General features: G+C 50.4%; 14 protein-coding genes, 2 tRNA genes and 1 other RNA gene. 7 read left to right on the top strand and 10 right to left on the bottom strand.

The window, feature by feature from the left end; translation table 11 throughout:
- Positions 1–8 precede the first annotated feature (8 nt).
- The 5 genes from oppC to ACVV26_RS09915 form a co-directional block, all read right to left on the bottom strand.
- Positions 9–917 (bottom strand): oligopeptide ABC transporter permease OppC, encoded by a 909-nt coding sequence (gene oppC, locus ACVV26_RS09935; RefSeq protein ID WP_312978865.1) that lies wholly within the window; start codon positions 915–917, stop codon positions 9–11.
- A gap of 14 nt (positions 918–931) precedes the next feature.
- A complete protein-coding gene (gene oppB, locus ACVV26_RS09930) occupies positions 932–1,852 on the bottom strand; it encodes an oligopeptide ABC transporter permease OppB (RefSeq protein ID WP_312978862.1) in 921 nt (306 codons plus the stop codon).
- A 110-nt stretch (positions 1,853–1,962) separates the two neighbouring features.
- Positions 1,963–3,591, bottom strand: coding sequence for an oligopeptide ABC transporter substrate-binding protein OppA (oppA, locus tag ACVV26_RS09925; protein ID WP_474801279.1), 1,629 nt, complete (start codon positions 3,589–3,591; stop codon positions 1,963–1,965).
- Positions 3,537–3,890, bottom strand: coding sequence for a hypothetical protein (locus tag ACVV26_RS09920; RefSeq protein ID WP_474801277.1), 354 nt, complete (start codon positions 3,888–3,890; stop codon positions 3,537–3,539). The genes oppA and ACVV26_RS09920 overlap by 55 nt, the downstream gene beginning before the upstream one ends.
- Before the next feature lie 380 nt (positions 3,891–4,270).
- Entirely contained in the window at positions 4,271–4,918 is a 648-nt protein-coding gene (locus ACVV26_RS09915; RefSeq protein WP_312978856.1) for a YchE family NAAT transporter, read from the bottom strand.
- 476 nt (positions 4,919–5,394) lie between these two features.
- Between ACVV26_RS09915 and adhE the strand changes: the two genes are divergently transcribed.
- Positions 5,395–8,073 (top strand): bifunctional acetaldehyde-CoA/alcohol dehydrogenase, encoded by a 2,679-nt coding sequence (gene adhE / locus ACVV26_RS09910; protein ID WP_474801275.1) that lies wholly within the window; start codon positions 5,395–5,397, stop codon positions 8,071–8,073.
- Between the two features lie 79 nt (positions 8,074–8,152).
- Here the strand turns inward: adhE and tdk are convergent, their stop codons facing one another.
- Complete coding sequence (gene tdk, locus ACVV26_RS09905) at positions 8,153–8,758, bottom strand: thymidine kinase (RefSeq protein ID WP_474801274.1); 606 nt, start codon at positions 8,756–8,758, stop codon at positions 8,153–8,155.
- Between the two features lie 559 nt (positions 8,759–9,317).
- Here tdk and hns point away from each other — a divergent pair.
- A complete protein-coding gene (gene hns, locus ACVV26_RS09900; protein WP_125294334.1) occupies positions 9,318–9,731 on the top strand; it encodes a histone-like nucleoid-structuring protein H-NS in 414 nt (137 codons plus the stop codon).
- Positions 9,732–9,791: 60 nt separating this feature from the next.
- Here hns and ACVV26_RS09895 read toward each other — a convergent pair whose 3' ends face one another.
- From ACVV26_RS09895 to rssB, 4 genes are all read right to left on the bottom strand, one after another.
- The gene (locus ACVV26_RS09895; RefSeq protein WP_474801273.1) at positions 9,792–10,805 is read right to left on the bottom strand and encodes an NAD-dependent epimerase; all 1,014 of its coding nucleotides are present in this window, start codon (positions 10,803–10,805) and stop codon (positions 9,792–9,794) included.
- An 11-nt stretch (positions 10,806–10,816) separates the two neighbouring features.
- Positions 10,817–12,160, bottom strand: coding sequence for a UDP-glucose dehydrogenase family protein (locus tag ACVV26_RS09890; RefSeq protein ID WP_474801272.1), 1,344 nt, complete (start codon positions 12,158–12,160; stop codon positions 10,817–10,819).
- A gap of 23 nt (positions 12,161–12,183) precedes the next feature.
- Entirely contained in the window at positions 12,184–13,092 is a 909-nt protein-coding gene (gene galU, locus ACVV26_RS09885; RefSeq protein WP_474801271.1) for a UTP--glucose-1-phosphate uridylyltransferase GalU, read from the bottom strand.
- A 200-nt stretch (positions 13,093–13,292) separates the two neighbouring features.
- A complete protein-coding gene (rssB, locus tag ACVV26_RS09880; RefSeq protein WP_474801270.1) occupies positions 13,293–14,306 on the bottom strand; it encodes a two-component system response regulator RssB in 1,014 nt (337 codons plus the stop codon).
- 408 nt (positions 14,307–14,714) lie between these two features.
- Here rssB and ACVV26_RS09875 point away from each other — a divergent pair, with 408 nt between their 5' ends.
- The 5 genes from ACVV26_RS09875 to ACVV26_RS09855 all read left to right on the top strand — a co-directional run bounded on the left by ACVV26_RS09875 (position 14,715) and on the right by ACVV26_RS09855 (position 16,596).
- A complete protein-coding gene (locus ACVV26_RS09875) occupies positions 14,715–15,173 on the top strand; it encodes a YchJ family protein (RefSeq protein WP_474801269.1) in 459 nt (152 codons plus the stop codon).
- A 49-nt stretch (positions 15,174–15,222) separates the two neighbouring features.
- Entirely contained in the window at positions 15,223–16,065 is an 843-nt protein-coding gene (purU, locus tag ACVV26_RS09870) for a formyltetrahydrofolate deformylase (protein WP_474801268.1), read from the top strand.
- Between the two features lie 151 nt (positions 16,066–16,216).
- Positions 16,217–16,301: transfer RNA gene (locus ACVV26_RS09865), tRNA-Tyr, on the top strand.
- Positions 16,302–16,336: 35 nt separating this feature from the next.
- Positions 16,337–16,421: transfer RNA gene (locus ACVV26_RS09860), tRNA-Tyr, on the top strand.
- A 43-nt stretch (positions 16,422–16,464) separates the two neighbouring features.
- A non-coding RNA gene (locus ACVV26_RS09855) (RtT sRNA) lies at positions 16,465–16,596 on the top strand.
- Positions 16,597–16,600 lie beyond the last annotated feature (4 nt).

The raw sequence follows: 16,600 nt of genomic DNA, 5'->3' as shown, positions 1-16,600 counted from the left end.
GGCGCTCCTTAGCGATCTTTCGGGTCGAGGGCATCACGCAGGCCATCGCCGATAAAGTTAAAGCAGAACAAGGTAATCACCAGAAAACCGGCCGGGAACAGCAGCAGCCACGGAGAAACTTCCATCGAGTTCGCCCCATCGCTCAGCAATGCGCCCCAACTGCTTAACGGCTCCTGGGTACCTAAACCGAGAAAGCTCAGAAAAGATTCAAACAGGATCATGCTCGGCACCAGCAGTGACGCATACACCACCACCACGCCCAGCACGTTCGGCACGATATGGCGAACGACGATATTTGCCGTAGAGACGCCGCCAACCTGGGCAGCTTCAATGAATTCTTTGCGCTTCAGGCTTAACGTCTGGCCACGCACAATACGCGCCATATCCAGCCAGGACACCATGCCGATAGCGACGAAGATCAGCAGGATGTTTTGGCCAAAGAAGGTCACCAGCAGGATCACGAAGAACATAAACGGGAATGAGTTAAGTATTTCCAGCAAGCGCATCATCACCGAATCGACTTTCCCGCCGAGATAGCCCGACAGCGAACCGTAAAGCGTACCCAACAGCACCGCCACCAGCGCGGCGGCAATCCCTACCATCAACGAAATGCGCCCGCCGATAGCGACGCGCACCAGCAAATCGCGCCCCGATGAGTCGGTGCCGAAATAGTGGCCGGACTCCCTATCCGGTGCGCTCGACATCATGCCCCAGTCGGTATCAAAGTAGGTAAACTGCGACAGCATCGGTGCCAGGGTGACGAACAGTGCAATCAACAACAGTACCACCAGGCTGGCCAGCGCCGCCCGGTTATGCATAAAACGACGGCGCGCGTCCTGCCACAGGCTGCGGCCTTCCACGTCCAGCTTTTCACTGAAGTTTTCCAGCGCCTCGCTGTTTTTCTTACTCAACATTATGGCGTACCTCAGCGTTAATAACGGATTTTCGGGTCGATGACGGCGTACAGCACATCAACCACGGCATTGAACAGGATCGTCAGCGCGCCTACCAGAATGGTCAGGCTCAGCACCAGCGAGTAATCGCGGTTCAGTGCGCCATTAACGAACAGCTGGCCGATACCCGGCAGGCCATAAATCGTTTCGATAACCATCGAACCGGTAATGATCCCCACAAACGCGGGCCCCATATAGGAGAGCACCGGCAATAAGGCGGGCTTCAGGGCGTGACGCAGCACGATGCGGCGCATCGGCAGGCCTTTGGCCCGGGCGGTACGAATAAAGTTAGAGTGCAGGACTTCAATCATCGAACCCCGGGTGATACGTGCAATGCTGGCGATGTAGGCCAGCGACAGCGCCACCATCGGCAGGATCATAAATTTCAGCGCCCCGCCGTTCCAGCCGCCGCCCGGCAGCCACTTCAGCGTAATGGCGAAGATCAAGACCAGCAATGGTGCCACCACAAAGCTGGGTATCACTACCCCGGTCATGGCGAAGCCCATCACTGTATAATCCCATCTGGTGTTTTGCTTCAGCGCCGCAATCACCCCCGCACTGACGCCTAAAAACACCGCCAGGAAAAATGCGGCTGCGCCCAGTTTGGCGGACACCGGAAACGACGTCGCGACCAGGTCGTTAACCGAATAATCTTTATATTTAAACGATGGGCCGAAATCCCCGTGCGCCAGTTGCTTCAAATAACTGAAGTACTGGGTCAGGATGGGATCGTTCAGATGGTATTTTGCTTCAATATTCGCCATGACCTCTGGCGGGAGGGTGCGCTCGCCGGTAAACGGACTCCCCGGCGCGAGACGCATCATAAAAAAGGAAATCGTAATAAGAATAAATAGCGTCGGAATCGCTTCCAGACAACGACGTAGAATGAATTTTAACATTGCCCGTACCTTCTGGCGTGTGCCTTTGTAGTGCGCTAAAAACAGACACAGTGGGGCAAGGAAAACCGTTTATTCAAAAACAACGTCCGTCCCTGCCCCACGCATTGCCATTAATGTTTGATAATATACAGATCTTTCACATAGATATTATCGAGCGGGTCTTTACCGGTATAACCACCGACCCAGGGTTTCACCAGGCGGGCGTTCACGTAATAGAACACCGGCGCAATGACCGAGTCTTTATCCAGCTGTTGCTCAGCCTTGTTATAAAACTCGGTACGCTGCGCCTCGTCGGTGGCCTTAATCGCTTCATCCATAATCTTGTCAAACGCGTCGCTCTTATAATGCGCGGTGTTGTTTGAGCTCGTAGACATCATGGTATTCAGGAACGACGTCGGTTCGTTGTAATCCGCACACCAGCCAGCACGCGCTACGTCATAGTTGCCCTGATGACGGGTATCCAGGAAGGTTTTCCACTCCTGGTTTTCCAGCTTAACGTTGACGCCAATGTTTTTCTGCCAGATTGACGACACGGCGATGGCCAGTTTCTTATGCAGATCGGAGGTGTTGTACAGCAGGTTGAAGGTCAGCGGCTTATCTTTGGTGTAACCCGCTTCGGCTAACAGTTTACGTGCTTCTTCGTTACGCTTCTCTTGCGTCCAGCCAAACCACTCCGGCTTGGTAAAGTTCGCGCCATCGGTATAAGGCGGGGTATAGCCGAAGGCTGGCAAATCGCCCTGATTTTTCACTTTATTAACGATAATGTCGCGGTCAAGGCCAAGCTTCAGCGCGGCGCGAACGCGCGGATCGTTAAACGGCGCTTTCTGGTTGTTGATTTCGTAGTAATAGGTGCACAGATAGGGGTCGACGTGAACTTCGTTGGGGATCTCTTTTTTCAGTTTCTGGAACAGTTCAATTGGCATGTTGTTATACGTCATGTCAATTTCGCCGCTGCGGTAGCGGTTTACGTCAGTGACTTCTGAAGAAATCGGCAGATAAGTGACCTGGTCGATGACGGTTTTGGCGTTATCCCAGTAGTGGGTATTACGTTCCAGCACCATTTTTTCGTTAACTACCCAACTGGTTAACTTATACGCGCCGTTGGACACGATATTGGCAGGCTGGGTCCATTTTTCACCAAATTTTTCTACCACGGCTTTCGGGACTGGGGCCATGGATGAGTGAACCAGCAGCTTATAGAAATAGGGAACCGGCTCGCTTAAAGTGACTTCCAGCGTATTGTCGTCAATCGCTTTCACGCCCAGCTCAGTCGAAGGCTTTTTGCCGGCGATGATGTCATCAATATTGGCGATGTGGCCGTATTGCAGATAACTTTCATAAGGAGAGGCAGTTTTCGGATCGGCCAGACGTTGCCAGCTGTACACAAAGTCCTGCGCGGTAACCGGGTCGCCGTTGGACCATTTCGCGTCTTTACGCAGATGGAACGTCCAGACTTTGAACTCTTTATTATCCCAGGATTCCGCTACGCCAGCCTTTGGATGACCATCCGGGCCGGTAATCAATAAGTTTTCAAACAGGTCGCGGTTAACGTTCGACTCCGGCACGCCCTCGATTTTATGCGGGTCAAGCGACTGCACTTCCGAACCGTTATTACGCACCAGCGTTTGCTTTTCTGCCAGTTGAACGCCCGCCGGCACATCGGCAGCCATTGCCGAACCTGCGATTAGCGCTGATAAAATACCCGCTGCAACCAGACTTCTTGTTGTGATGATGGACATTGTGTTGTTACTCCACTCGTTATAATGAAGACCTTTTTACGGCCTGTTTTTTCCCTTAGGGAGTTCTGTACAGCGCAGGAGTGAATAGCCGCTGCCAGATGTTTTTTTACTTCTTCGTTATCGACGGATTCGTCACCCAGCGACCTGACTCTGTAGATACTGAGCCGGCGAATGTTTTGGCCGGAAAGTACCAAATGCGTTCCACCCGCGCCAATATAATTTGCAAATTTGTTAAGCGTTTCTCTTTTGGAATGCGCAATCTGGAGGACAGATGAGCGCAAAACCACACGAAACTTCATAAAAAGCCTTCTTAATCAATTGCTTGCTATAGTTATGCTAATCATTACGGCATCGTGAACACCGATATCGGATATTTTGCATAAATTTAACAACTGACTATTTTTTAGCAGATTACGCTACGATAGCCACAAAATTACTAATATCATTTCAATAATGTTGCAGCAAGTATCAGAGTTGATTGTGAGAGAAATAACAGCTCAGGCGGAGAAGAAATAATCGGAAGCCATCAAAGCGATTTTTAATTGATTGAAAAGCAATGCTTTTATTAACTATTACTTTTTATTATACAAAGGAGGATGATTGGTGGGTTTTGCAATAATGCGAGTAAATTTTCAAAAATAGCGAAGCTCTGCTTCGCCTTTTTTCAAATGAAAGTGATTCAGGACACCAGGCCGGGAAAAAGCGCTCTTATACCGGTGACAATAAATTCGATACCCAACGCCATTAACAGTAATCCCATAATACGAGTAATGACGTTAATACCGGTTTGCCCTAATAACCTCACCAGCCAGGGAGCCAGGCGAAACACGCCCCAACAACATAAAGCGAACAGCGCAATGGCGACCGAAAAACCGATCAGATGCGAAATAGAATGGAATCGGGTGCCCCATACGATAGTCGAACTGATCGCCCCCGGTCCCGCCATTAACGGCAGGGCAAGCGGCACAACGCCAATGCTTTCACGGATGGCGGTTTCTGATTTTTCCTGCTTGTTTTGCTTATCTTCACCGAGCTTGCCGCTAATCATCGACATGGCGATGGTCACCACAAGGATGCCACCAGCAATACGAAACGAATCAATAGAAATGCCGAAGATTTGCAGAATGCCGTCGCCGAGGAACAGCGAAGTCCATAAAATAATCGCTACCGACAGGTTTGCCGTAAGATTGGTTTTATTGCGCGCCGCCGCCGTCTGATAGCTGGTCATGCTAATAAACACCGGGATAATGCCCACCGGGTTGACCAACGCAAATAATCCTATAAAAAATTTAAAATAGGTCGGCAAATCAAAAAACGACTGCATCACGGGGAGCTCCGCATTTCAGGGGGTAGTTGTGGCTTGCGTAATGTAATGGAAAACCTCAACTGCCGTCACGCTCTTTCACAGCACATTTATCTGAATAATTTCATAATGATGGAATTATTCATCTGTGTTATACATGTGTTGTATTCATGGAACTTTAATATTTGCGTGTTGTAATCAGTATTATTTTGTTAACAAATCGCCACGAATAAGCCCTGCTGAAAGGTGTCAGCATTGAGAATAATTGATCCAGATCACACATTTTCTACTCAGAAGTGAGTACTCTTGATTACGCCCCAATTGATAACAACATCATATATTAGTGGTGTTTCAGGTAAGGCTCTTTTAATAAATCAGTAGATAATAAGTAGTAGCGTGGCGTTACATACTGTCTTTACCCAAGCTGTTTCATGCTGACTATACTGACGTGTCGAACAGCTGATTTACTAAAAGAGTTTAACATTATCAGGAGAGCATTTATGGCTGTTACCAACGTCGCTGAACTTAACGCCCTCGTCGAGCGCGTAAAAAAAGCCCAGCGTGAATATGCCAACTTCACTCAAGAGCAAGTAGACAAGATCTTCCGCGCCGCCGCCCTGGCCGCCGCTGATGCTCGAATCCCCCTCGCGAAACTGGCCGTTGCCGAATCCGGAATGGGTATCGTAGAAGATAAAGTGATTAAAAACCACTTCGCTTCTGAGTATATCTACAACGCCTATAAAGATGAGAAAACCTGCGGTGTGCTGTCTGAAGACGACACCTTCGGAACCATCACCATCGCTGAACCCATTGGTATTATTTGCGGTATTGTTCCGACCACTAACCCAACCTCTACCGCAATATTTAAATCTTTAATCAGCCTGAAAACCCGCAACGGTATCATCTTCTCTCCGCACCCGCGTGCCAAAGATGCCACCAACAAAGCGGCAGATATCGTGCTGCAGGCTGCTATCGCTGCCGGCGCGCCGAAAGATCTTATCGGCTGGATCGATCAGCCTTCTGTGGAACTGTCCAACGCCCTGATGCATCACCCGGATATCAATATGATCCTGGCGACTGGCGGCCCGGGCATGGTGAAAGCGGCATACAGCTCCGGTAAACCTGCTATCGGCGTAGGCGCGGGCAATACCCCGGTTGTGATCGACGAAACTGCCGATATCAAACGTGCTGTGGCTTCTGTTCTGATGTCTAAAACTTTCGACAACGGCGTTATCTGTGCTTCCGAGCAGTCCGTTGTGGTCGTCGATTCCGTGTATGACGCAGTGCGTGAGCGTTTCGCCACCCACGGCGGCTATATGCTGCAGGGCAGCGAACTGAAAGCCGTTCAGGACATTATCCTGAAAAATGGCGCGCTGAACGCCGCCATCGTAGGCCAGCCAGCAACCAAAATCGCTGAACTGGCAGGCTTCACCGTACCGGCAGATACCAAAATTCTGATCGGCGAAGTGACTGTTGTTGACGAATCTGAACCGTTCGCCCACGAAAAACTGTCTCCGACTCTGGCAATGTACCGCGCAAAAGATTTCGACGACGCGGTCACCAAAGCGGAAAAACTGGTGGAAATGGGCGGTATCGGCCACACCTCATGCCTGTATACCGACCAGGACAACCAGCCGGAACGCGTTCGCCTGTTTGGCAACAAGATGAAAACTGCCCGTATTCTGATCAACACCCCGGCTTCACAGGGTGGTATCGGTGACCTGTACAACTTCAAACTGGCGCCTTCCCTGACGCTGGGTTGTGGTTCCTGGGGTGGTAACTCCATCTCTGAAAACGTGGGTCCGAAACACCTGATCAACAAGAAAACCGTGGCCAAGCGAGCAGAAAACATGTTGTGGCACAAACTTCCGAAATCTATCTACTTCCGCCGTGGCTCTCTGCCTATCGCGCTGGATGAAGTGATTACCGACGGCCACAAACGTGCGCTTATCGTGACCGACCGCTTCCTGTTCAACAATGGTTATGCTGACCAGATCACATCCGTTCTGAAAGCTGCCGGCGTTGAAGTTGAAGTGTTCTTTGAAGTCGAAGCTGACCCAACGCTGTCTGTCGTACGTAAAGGCGCAGAGCTGGCGAACTCCTTCAAGCCTGACGTGATCATCGCGCTGGGTGGCGGTTCCCCGATGGACGCCGCGAAAATCATGTGGGTTATGTATGAGCACCCGGAAACCCACTTCGAAGAACTGGCGCTGCGCTTTATGGACATCCGTAAGCGTATCTACAAGTTCCCGAAAATGGGCGTGAAAGCGAAAATGATCGCCGTCACCACCACTTCGGGTACCGGTTCTGAAGTCACGCCGTTTGCGGTAGTGACCGATGATGCAACCGGTCAGAAATATCCGCTGGCAGACTACGCGCTGACCCCGGATATGGCGATTGTCGATGCGAACCTGGTGATGGATATGCCGAAATCCCTGTGCGCCTTCGGCGGCCTGGATGCGGTGACTCACGCCCTGGAAGCTTATGTGTCGGTACTGGCGAGCGAGTTCTCTGACGGCCAGGCGCTGCAAGCCCTGAAACTGCTGAAAGAAAACCTGCCGGCGTCCTACCATGAAGGGTCTAAAAACCCGGTAGCGCGTGAGCGTGTACACAGTGCAGCAACCATCGCTGGTATCGCGTTTGCTAACGCCTTCCTGGGTGTTTGCCACTCTATGGCGCATAAGCTGGGTTCTCAGTTCCATATTCCGCACGGCCTCGCTAACGCCCTGCTGATTTGCAACGTAATCCGTTATAACGCCAACGACAACCCGACCAAGCAGACGGCATTCAGCCAGTACGACCGTCCGCAGGCGCGCCGTCGCTATGCAGAAATCGCTGATCATTTAGGTCTGAGCGCGCCGGGCGATCGCACCGCTGCGAAAATCGAGAAACTGCTGGCATGGCTGGAAAGCATCAAAGCTGAACTGGGTATTCCGAAGTCAATCCGTGAAGCTGGCGTGCAGGAAGCGGACTTCCTGGCCCACGTAGACAAACTGTCTGAAGATGCTTTCGATGACCAGTGCACCGGCGCGAACCCGCGTTATCCGCTGATCTCCGAACTGAAACAGATTCTGATGGATACTTTCTACGGCCGCGAATTCAGTGAAGGCGAAGTCGCGAAGAAAGACGCCGTTGTGGCGCCAGTGAAAGCTGAGAAAAAAGCCAAAAAATCTGCCTGATTGTTATCGGCAATAATAAAAAACCCGCCTTATTGGCGGGTTTTTTTATCTTGTTACTTAACAGTAACGGCAATAGTCATTATTTATTCTGGATTTCTTTCAGAGAGCCTGTCGCAAGAGCGATTTTATAATGCTTACGGCACACTGAGACGTAACGCTCATTGCCCCCTATCACCACCTGTTCACCTTCATTATAAGGCTTACCGTTCTGGTCTAAACGCAACACCATGCTGGCCTTACGACCGCAATAGCAAATCGTTTTCAGCTCCACCAGCTTATCGGACCAGGCCAGTAAATATTGGCTTCCGCAAAATAATTCCCCACGGAAGTCGGTGCGTAACCCGTAACACAGGACAGGAATATCCAAATTATCGACCACTTCGGAAAGTGCATGCACCTGCTCACGGGTCAGGAACTGGCTTTCATCCACCAGAACGCAATGAATCGCCTCACGCTGGTGTTCGGCATGAATATCCGCGTACAGGTCAGTACCGGGATTAAAAAGCCGTGACGGCGATGAGAGGCCGATACGTGAAGTGACTTTACCGGTGCCAAAGCGGTCATCAATCTCTGCGGTGTAGACCAGCGTTCTCATCCCTCTTTCCTGGTAATTCCACGAGGATTGAAGCAGCGCGGTAGACTTACCTGCATTCATTGCCGAGTAGTAAAAATATAGTTGCGCCATACGCCGCATCACTCCGTTCGTCATGTAATTTTATCATGCGCGATTGTACCATATTCTTCTGTGAAGGCAGCGCGGCAGGCCATTGACATGGTGGTTTCTGCTACGCCCGCTTCGTCATTATATATAAGAAATCACGTTTATTTTTTGTTCGCTGCGGGTTAATCGATTATGATAAAATTAGCGTAACCCCCAGAAATAAAAGTATTTTTCAAATAACACCTCTTCATTAAGCACATCGCTAAATGTATTTATAAACCTTAGATTTTTCCATCATCCGCCACTCCATAATACATTAGGATGATATTAATGCGGGGCCGCAATAATGGCCTGTCGAAGCCGGTAGTTTAGTTATCCTATACGCAATATTTTGTCTGAAATTTACCTTACTCCCGCTTTTTTTGTGCGGTTGTTCAAGAAAAACGCCCAAGACAATATTTAGAACCGCTAACATATATTCTGTAATTTTGAATTCCTTACATTTCGCCCTATTGCGAAAATTAAATTAAGGCTCTATTATTAGCTCAACAAACCCCCCCAATATAAGTTTGAGATTACTACAATGAGCGAAGCACTTAAAATTCTGAACAACATCCGTACTCTTCGTGCGCAGGCAAGAGAATGCACCCTCGAAACGCTTGAGGAAATGCTGGAAAAATTAGAAGTTGTTGTATCTGAGCGTCGCGAAGAAGAAAGCGCAGCTGCTGCTGAAATCGAAGAGCGTACTCGTAAATTACAGCAATATCGTGAAATGCTGATTGCTGACGGCATTGATCCTAATGAATTACTGAACAGCATGGCTGCGGTTAAAACGGGTGCTAAAGCAAAACGTGCTGCTCGCCCAGCTAAATATAGCTATATCGATGAAAACGGCGAAAGCAAAACCTGGACTGGCCAGGGTCGTACGCCGGCAGTAATCAAAAAAGCTATCGAAGAGCAAGGCAAACAACTCGACGATTTCCTGATCAACGAGTAAGTTTCCAAACCTCAATAAAAAATCCCGCCTGGGCGGGATTTTTTTATTCACGTTCAGTAATTAATTAGCGACGTGATAGAAATTTTTATACCAGTCAACAAATTGCTGAACTCCTTCCTCGACCGAGGTATGGGGTTTAAAACCAATAACCTTATATAACGCCTGCGTATCCGCGCTGGTGGCCAGCACATCGCCAGGCTGCATCGGCAGCATATTCTTAATGGCTTCTTTGCCAAGGGCTTTTTCCAGTGCAGAGATATAATCCATTAGGGCTACCGGCGAACTATTACCGATATTGTAGACTCGATAAGGGGCAGAGCTGGTGGCCGGGGTTCCCTCTTCAACCGTCCATTCAGAATCAGGATCAGGAATAACATCCTGCAAACGAACAATAGCCTCGGCAATATCGTCTATATAAGTGAAGTCGCGGCGCATCTGACCGTGGTTATAAACGTCGATGCTTTTGCCTTCAATGATCGCTTTAGTAAATTTAAACAACGCCATATCAGGACGCCCCCACGGTCCATAAACGGTAAAAAAGCGTAGGCCTGTTGTGGGTAATCCGTAAAGGTGTGAATAAGTGTGCGACATTAATTCATTGGCTTTTTTTGTTGCCGCATACAGAGAAACCGGATGATCGACTGAATCTTCCGTTGAAAAAGGCATTTTACGGTTCAAACCATAAACGGAGCTGGATGAGGCGTATAATAAATGTTCAACTTTATTGTGACGGCACCCTTCGAGAACATTTAAATGGCCAATCAGGTTTGCCTCCGCATACGCATGTGGGTTCTCAAGCGAATATCTCACCCCAGCCTGCGCCGCAAGATGAATCACGCGCTGAAACTGTTCTGCTGAAAATAACGCCGCCATCGCTTCACGATCGGCGAGCTCTATTTTATCGAAGCGAAAGTTGGAATGCTTTTTGAGAAGATCGAGGCGGGCAAGTTTGAGGTTTACATCGTAGTAGTCATTCAGGTTATCGATACCGATAACCTGGTGACCGGCAGCAAGCAGACGCTCGCTTACATGAAAACCGATAAAGCCTGCTGCGCCGGTAACCAGAAATTTCATATGACCCTCATTTATTCTGCAATATTAATGGATGCTCCACGGCCAATTGCATAATAAACAAAGCCGCGCTTATCGAGCCTGACAGGATCATACAGATTACGGCCGTCAAAGATAACCGGTTGTTTCAGTGATTTTTTGATGGTATCGAAATCCGGGGCCCGGAAAGCCTGCCATTCAGTACAAATGATTAACGCATCTGCACCCTGTAGCGCCGCTTCTTTGGTGCCCATCAGACGCAAGTCCGCGCGGTGCCCATAAATCCGCTGCGTTTCATCCATGGCTTCCGGATCGAACGCCTGGACTACTGCCCCGCGCTTCCAGAGTTCTTCCATCAACACACGGCTGGAGGCTTCACGCATATCATCGGTGTTTGGCTTAAACGACAGCCCCCACAGCGCGAAGGTTTTACCCTGAAGATCCTCGCCGAAATGACGGGTAATGAACTCAGGGAGTTTCATCTTTTGATCTTCATTGACCTCTTCCACCGCTTTCAGAATGCGCGGTACATAGCCAATCTGCTCCGCAGTACGGATCAGCGCCTGTACGTCTTTCGGGAAGCAGGAGCCGCCATATCCGCAGCCAGGATAGATGAAGTGATAGCCGATGCGCGAATCAGAACCAATCCCCTGGCGCACTTTTTCAATATCCGCACCCAGACGCTCCGCCAGGTTGGAAATCTCGTTCATAAAGCTGATTTTAGTCGCCAGCATGCAGTTAGCGGCATACTTGGTCAGCTCTGCGCTGCGGATATCCATTAAGATCAGGCGGTCATGATTGCGGTTAAACGGCTCGTACAGCTCACGAAGCAGATCGACCACATCGTTGTTATCAGTCCCAATCACGATGCGCTCAGGGCGCATACAGTCAGATACCGCCGCGCCTTCTTTCAGAAACTCGGGGTTTGAAACCACATCAAAGCCCAAATCACTGCCGCGCGCTTTCAGCGCGTCAGCCATCACTTTACGCACTTTATCCGCCGTGCCGACCGGCACCGTGGATTTATCCAGCACGACTTTGTGGTCCGTCATATGTTCGGCGATGGTGCGCGCTACGGCAGTCACATATTTCAGATCGGCAGAGCCGTCTTCATCCGGCGGCGTACCTACGGCGATAAACTGCATAACCCCGTGATCGACACCCTCTTTCGCATTGGTGCTGAAATGAAGGCGTCCTTCTTCATAATTTTTCTTTACCAGCGGCGTCAGGCCAGGCTCAAAAATAGGGATGATACCCTGTTTGAGGTTCTCGACTTTCTGCGCGTCCACATCGATACACATCACATCGTGACCGACTTCCGCCAGCACTGCGGCCTGTACCAGGCCAACATAGCCAATACCAAATACGGTTACTTTCATTGCATTTTCCTGCGGTGAGAAACTTATTTCTTAATGCCGACCGCGCCTTCAAGCCAGGTTTTAAATTCCTCGCCCAGGGTGTTGTGACGAATACCGTACTCGACGAATGCCTGCATATAGCCGAGTTTGTTACCGCAGTCGTGGCTCTTGCCTTTCATGTGGTAGGCTTCAACGGTTTCTTTATCCATCAGCATTGCAATGGAGTCGGTCAACTGAATTTCGTCGCCCGCGCCAGGAGGGGTTTTCGCCAGCAGCGGCCAAATATCCGCGCTAAGCACGTAACGACCCACTACCGCCAGATTTGAAGGCGCCACATTCGCTTTCGGTTTCTCAACGATGCCGACCATCGGTACGCTATCGCCAGGGCTAAGTTCAACACCTTTGCAATCCACCACACCGTAGGCGGTGACGTCTTCAACAGGCTCCACCATAATTTGGCTATTGCCGGTTTCATCAAAGCGTTGGATCATTTCCGCCAGGTTATCCTGGGACAGGTCGGATTCGAATTCATCCAGGATCACGTCCGGCAGGATCACCGCGACCGGTTCGTCGCCAACTACCGGATGAGCGCACATGACCGCGTGGCCCAGACCTTTCGCCAGTCCCTGACGCACCTGCATAATGGTGACGTGCGGTGGGCAAATAGATTGCACCTCTGCCAGCAGCTGACGCTTAACGCGTTTTTCCAGCATGGCCTCCAGTTCGAAACTGGTATCAAAATGGTTTTCAATGGAGTTTTTAGAAGAGTGGGTCACCAGAACAATCTCGGTGATACCGGCTGCGATACATTCGTTAACTACATATTGAATCAGGGGCTTATCAACCAAAGGCAGCATTTCTTTTGGGATCGCCTTTGTTGCAGGCAGCATACGGGTACCCAGACCCGCAACCGGAATTACTGCTTTTTTCACTTTGGAATTAATGGCAGCCATGTAAATTTCTCCTGAACCGTTCAAGTTTTATACTTGTTCGTCAATTAAATATCGCGTTCGAGTATATCAGCATAAAAACGTCGTTGGGGCTGAACACGCCGAAGCGCGGCAATTTCGGACTAATATGAAGAAGTTGCCGCGATATTAACACCGGGATCATCGCGGCAGGAAAAGCATTCTGGCATTTTTAAATCAAACGGTTATTCCGCAGACAGCATCAATCGCAGACGGCCGCCTGCCCCCCAAATCTGGCACTGCCATGCTTCGCACGGCTGGCTAATTTGATTTAAATAAGTATTGCCCAACGTGCCTAAAGGGACACCGTTGCTGAGTTGAATTTGTTGCTCACCGGTATTAAGCGTTGCGTTAAGACCCGCAGAAACTAATATCAGATTTTTTAATCCGCTATGGTAGTAACCGACTAATAAAGGAAACTGGCCGGTTAAATTCGCCTGGCGCAACAATTGATTAACCTGCTTAAGTAAATGCCCCAGCTCCGGCAAGCGTTGTTTCTGGCGAGAGAGTTGTTCCTGCAATAGCCCGTTAAACAGCGCGCGTAATAATAATGCCGCCAGTACGCCGTTATTTCCGGCGCGGGTCACATCGAGGCAATAAAATGCCAGGTCGCGATCGGAAAGTGGCGCAATATCGAGCACCATTCCTGGCTCATTGGCGGAGACCAGTTGACGGTAGTTGACCCGGCAATGGGAAATCACCTGTTGCACCGGCGGTTGCAATTCCTGAAGTAGCGTTGCCGCCGCCTGAGGATTGCTGACCAATGCGTCCCAGTCCTGGAACAACCGTTCCTCTTCCTCAACGCGGGAATTAAACATGGCGGGATAAAGGCAGGAAAACACCGTTTCGCGCAGCCGGTTTAAATCTTTGACCGGTTTTAAAATCACATCCTGAACGCCCAGGCGCAGCGCTTTGGCAATATCGGACATATTTTCGGTCGCGGAGATGACCAGAATCGGCAGTTGATGGCCTTCGTTGCGCACATGCTCAACCAGCTTCAACCCGTTCATGCGCGGCATGGCGAGGTCGCAAATCAGCAGGTCCGGCACGGACAGGCTCATTTTTTCCAGGGCTTCTACACCGTCGACGGCAACCGTGGTTATCGCACCCAAAGAGGCCAACCAGGAGTCCAGCAACGAGCGGAATACCGGCTCGTCCTCAACGATAAGAATCTTTTTTCCTGACAAGGGCTGGGTCATGCGATCACCTCTGACTGACGATAGTTAAATAGTGGCATGCCCGAGCCGCTATCGCCTGTCAGAATATCCCGAAGAAATGGACGAAACGCCTGGTAAAACCGCGCAAAGGCAAGTACCTGCGCGAGATTTGAACGATGACGGGCGTTGGGATCGTTGGAATGCGGTCCGCCGGAGTGGCGCGCCGCCTGTGTGAGCGTTGGCTCTGTCTCTGATAACAATGTGTTTCGTAAAACAGTTAATGCATCAATCGAGTCCACTCTTCTGGTGTTAGCCAGTTCACTGAATATTACTCTCATTCGTCTCGATTGCTCCCCCGGTTCTTCACAGCATGGCATCAATGCTGCCAGTCAGTTAACATAGAGCCGCCTGGCGATAAACGCCGTTTATTTTTATTCAAGGAGCCACGCTTTGTCGCAGCTTTGTCCTTGTGGCAGCGCTCTGGAGTATAGCCTATGTTGCGCGCCTTATATTAGTGCAAACGTGGCGGCGCCCACTCCAGCGCGGCTTATGCGGTCTCGTTATTGTGCTTTTGTGACGAAGAACGCGGATTATCTGGTAAAAACCTGGCACCCATCCGTTCATGCCGCTAAGTTCCGCGCCGATATTGAAGCCGGTTTCGCGGGCACGGAGTGGCTGGGGCTGACGGTTTTTGAAGAGGCAGCGGGCCGCAGTGAAAGCGAAGGCTTTGTCAGCTTTGTGGCGCGTTATCGTGAAAACCAGCGCAACGGCGCGATCATCGAACGCTCGCGTTTCTTGTACGAAAACGGCCACTGGTATTATATAGACGGTCAGCGCCCTGAATTCGGACGTAACGATCCCTGCCCGTGCGGGTCAGGTAAAAAATTTAAAAAGTGTTGCGGGCAATAAAGCCTTAACAGCACTCGATAAGCAGACACTCAACAGGATTTCCCCGGTAATGCAATCAATTCAACGTAAAGTACTGCGCACCATCTGCCCGGATCAAAAAGGGTTAATCGCGCGCATCACCAATATTTGCTACAAGCACGAACTGAACATTGTGCAGAACAATGAGTTTGTCGATCATCGCACCGGGCGCTTTTTCATGCGTACCGAGCTGGAAGGTATTTTCAACGACGCCACGCTGCTGGCCGATTTGGACGGCGCGCTGCCGCCGGGTTCGCTGCGTGAGTTAAACCCTGCCGGTCGCCGCCGGGTGGTAATTCTGGTAACTAAGGAAGCGCACTGTCTGGGCGATCTGTTGATGAAGGCTAACTACGGCGGTCTGGATGTGGAAATTGCCGCAGTGATTGGCAACCATGACACGCTGCGCACGCTGGTAGAGCGTTTCGACATTCCGTTCCAGTTAGTGAGCCATGAAGGGCTGACCCGCGAAGAGCACGATGACAAGATGGCTGAAGCGATCGAGTCTTATCAGCCGGATTACGTGGTACTGGCGAAATATATGCGCGTGTTGACACCGGAATTCGTGGCGCGTTTCCCGAACCAGATTATCAACATTCACCATTCGTTCCTGCCGGCATTTATCGGCGCGCGTCCCTATCATCAGGCCTATGAGCGCGGCGTAAAAATCATCGGTGCGACGGCGCACTATGTGAATGACAACCTCGACGAAGGCCCGATCATTATGCAGGACGTGATTCATGTGGATCACAGCTACACGGCGGAAGATATGATGCGCGCTGGCCGAGACGTTGAGAAAAACGTATTAAGCCGCGCGCTGTACCACGTACTGGCGCAGCGGGTGTTCGTTTACGGCAACCGCACTATTCTGCTTTAAGCCGTAACGTATTGATTAGCTTTCCGTCGTTAAGGGTAAAAAGTACGCAAACGGCACATTTTCCAAAAAGGAAAGCTTTACAGGGGCGTTTCATTTGATATGATGCGCCCCGCTTCCCGGTCAGGAAGCGATTAGTAAAGCATTACCCCGTGGTGGGGTTCCCGAGCGGCCAAAGGGAGCAGACTGTAAATCTGCCGTCATCGACTTCGAAGGTTCGAATCCTTCCCCCACCACCATCTCAGGCAGTACCTCAACAATATGAATTACCCCTGGTGGGGTTCCCGAGCGGCCAAAGGGAGCAGACTGTAAATCTGCCGTCATCGACTTCGAAGGTTCGAATCCTTCCCCCACCACCATCTCAAAGACGCCACTGAAATCACGTAAACCAGCAAAGTTGCATTCTTCACCGGACGGGGAAGGATGAGAAGCTTCGACTAAGGTTCGATTCGAGCGCCAGCGAGAAAGCGTTGCCGCAGGCAACGACCCGAAGGGCGAAGCGCGCAGCGCTGAGTAATCCTTCCCCCACCACCATCTC

Source organism: Atlantibacter sp. MEI4A-1023 (assembly GCF_056155425.1).
The sequence above is the reverse complement of the archived record's forward strand: the minus strand, read 5'-3'. Positions and strand labels throughout refer to the sequence as shown.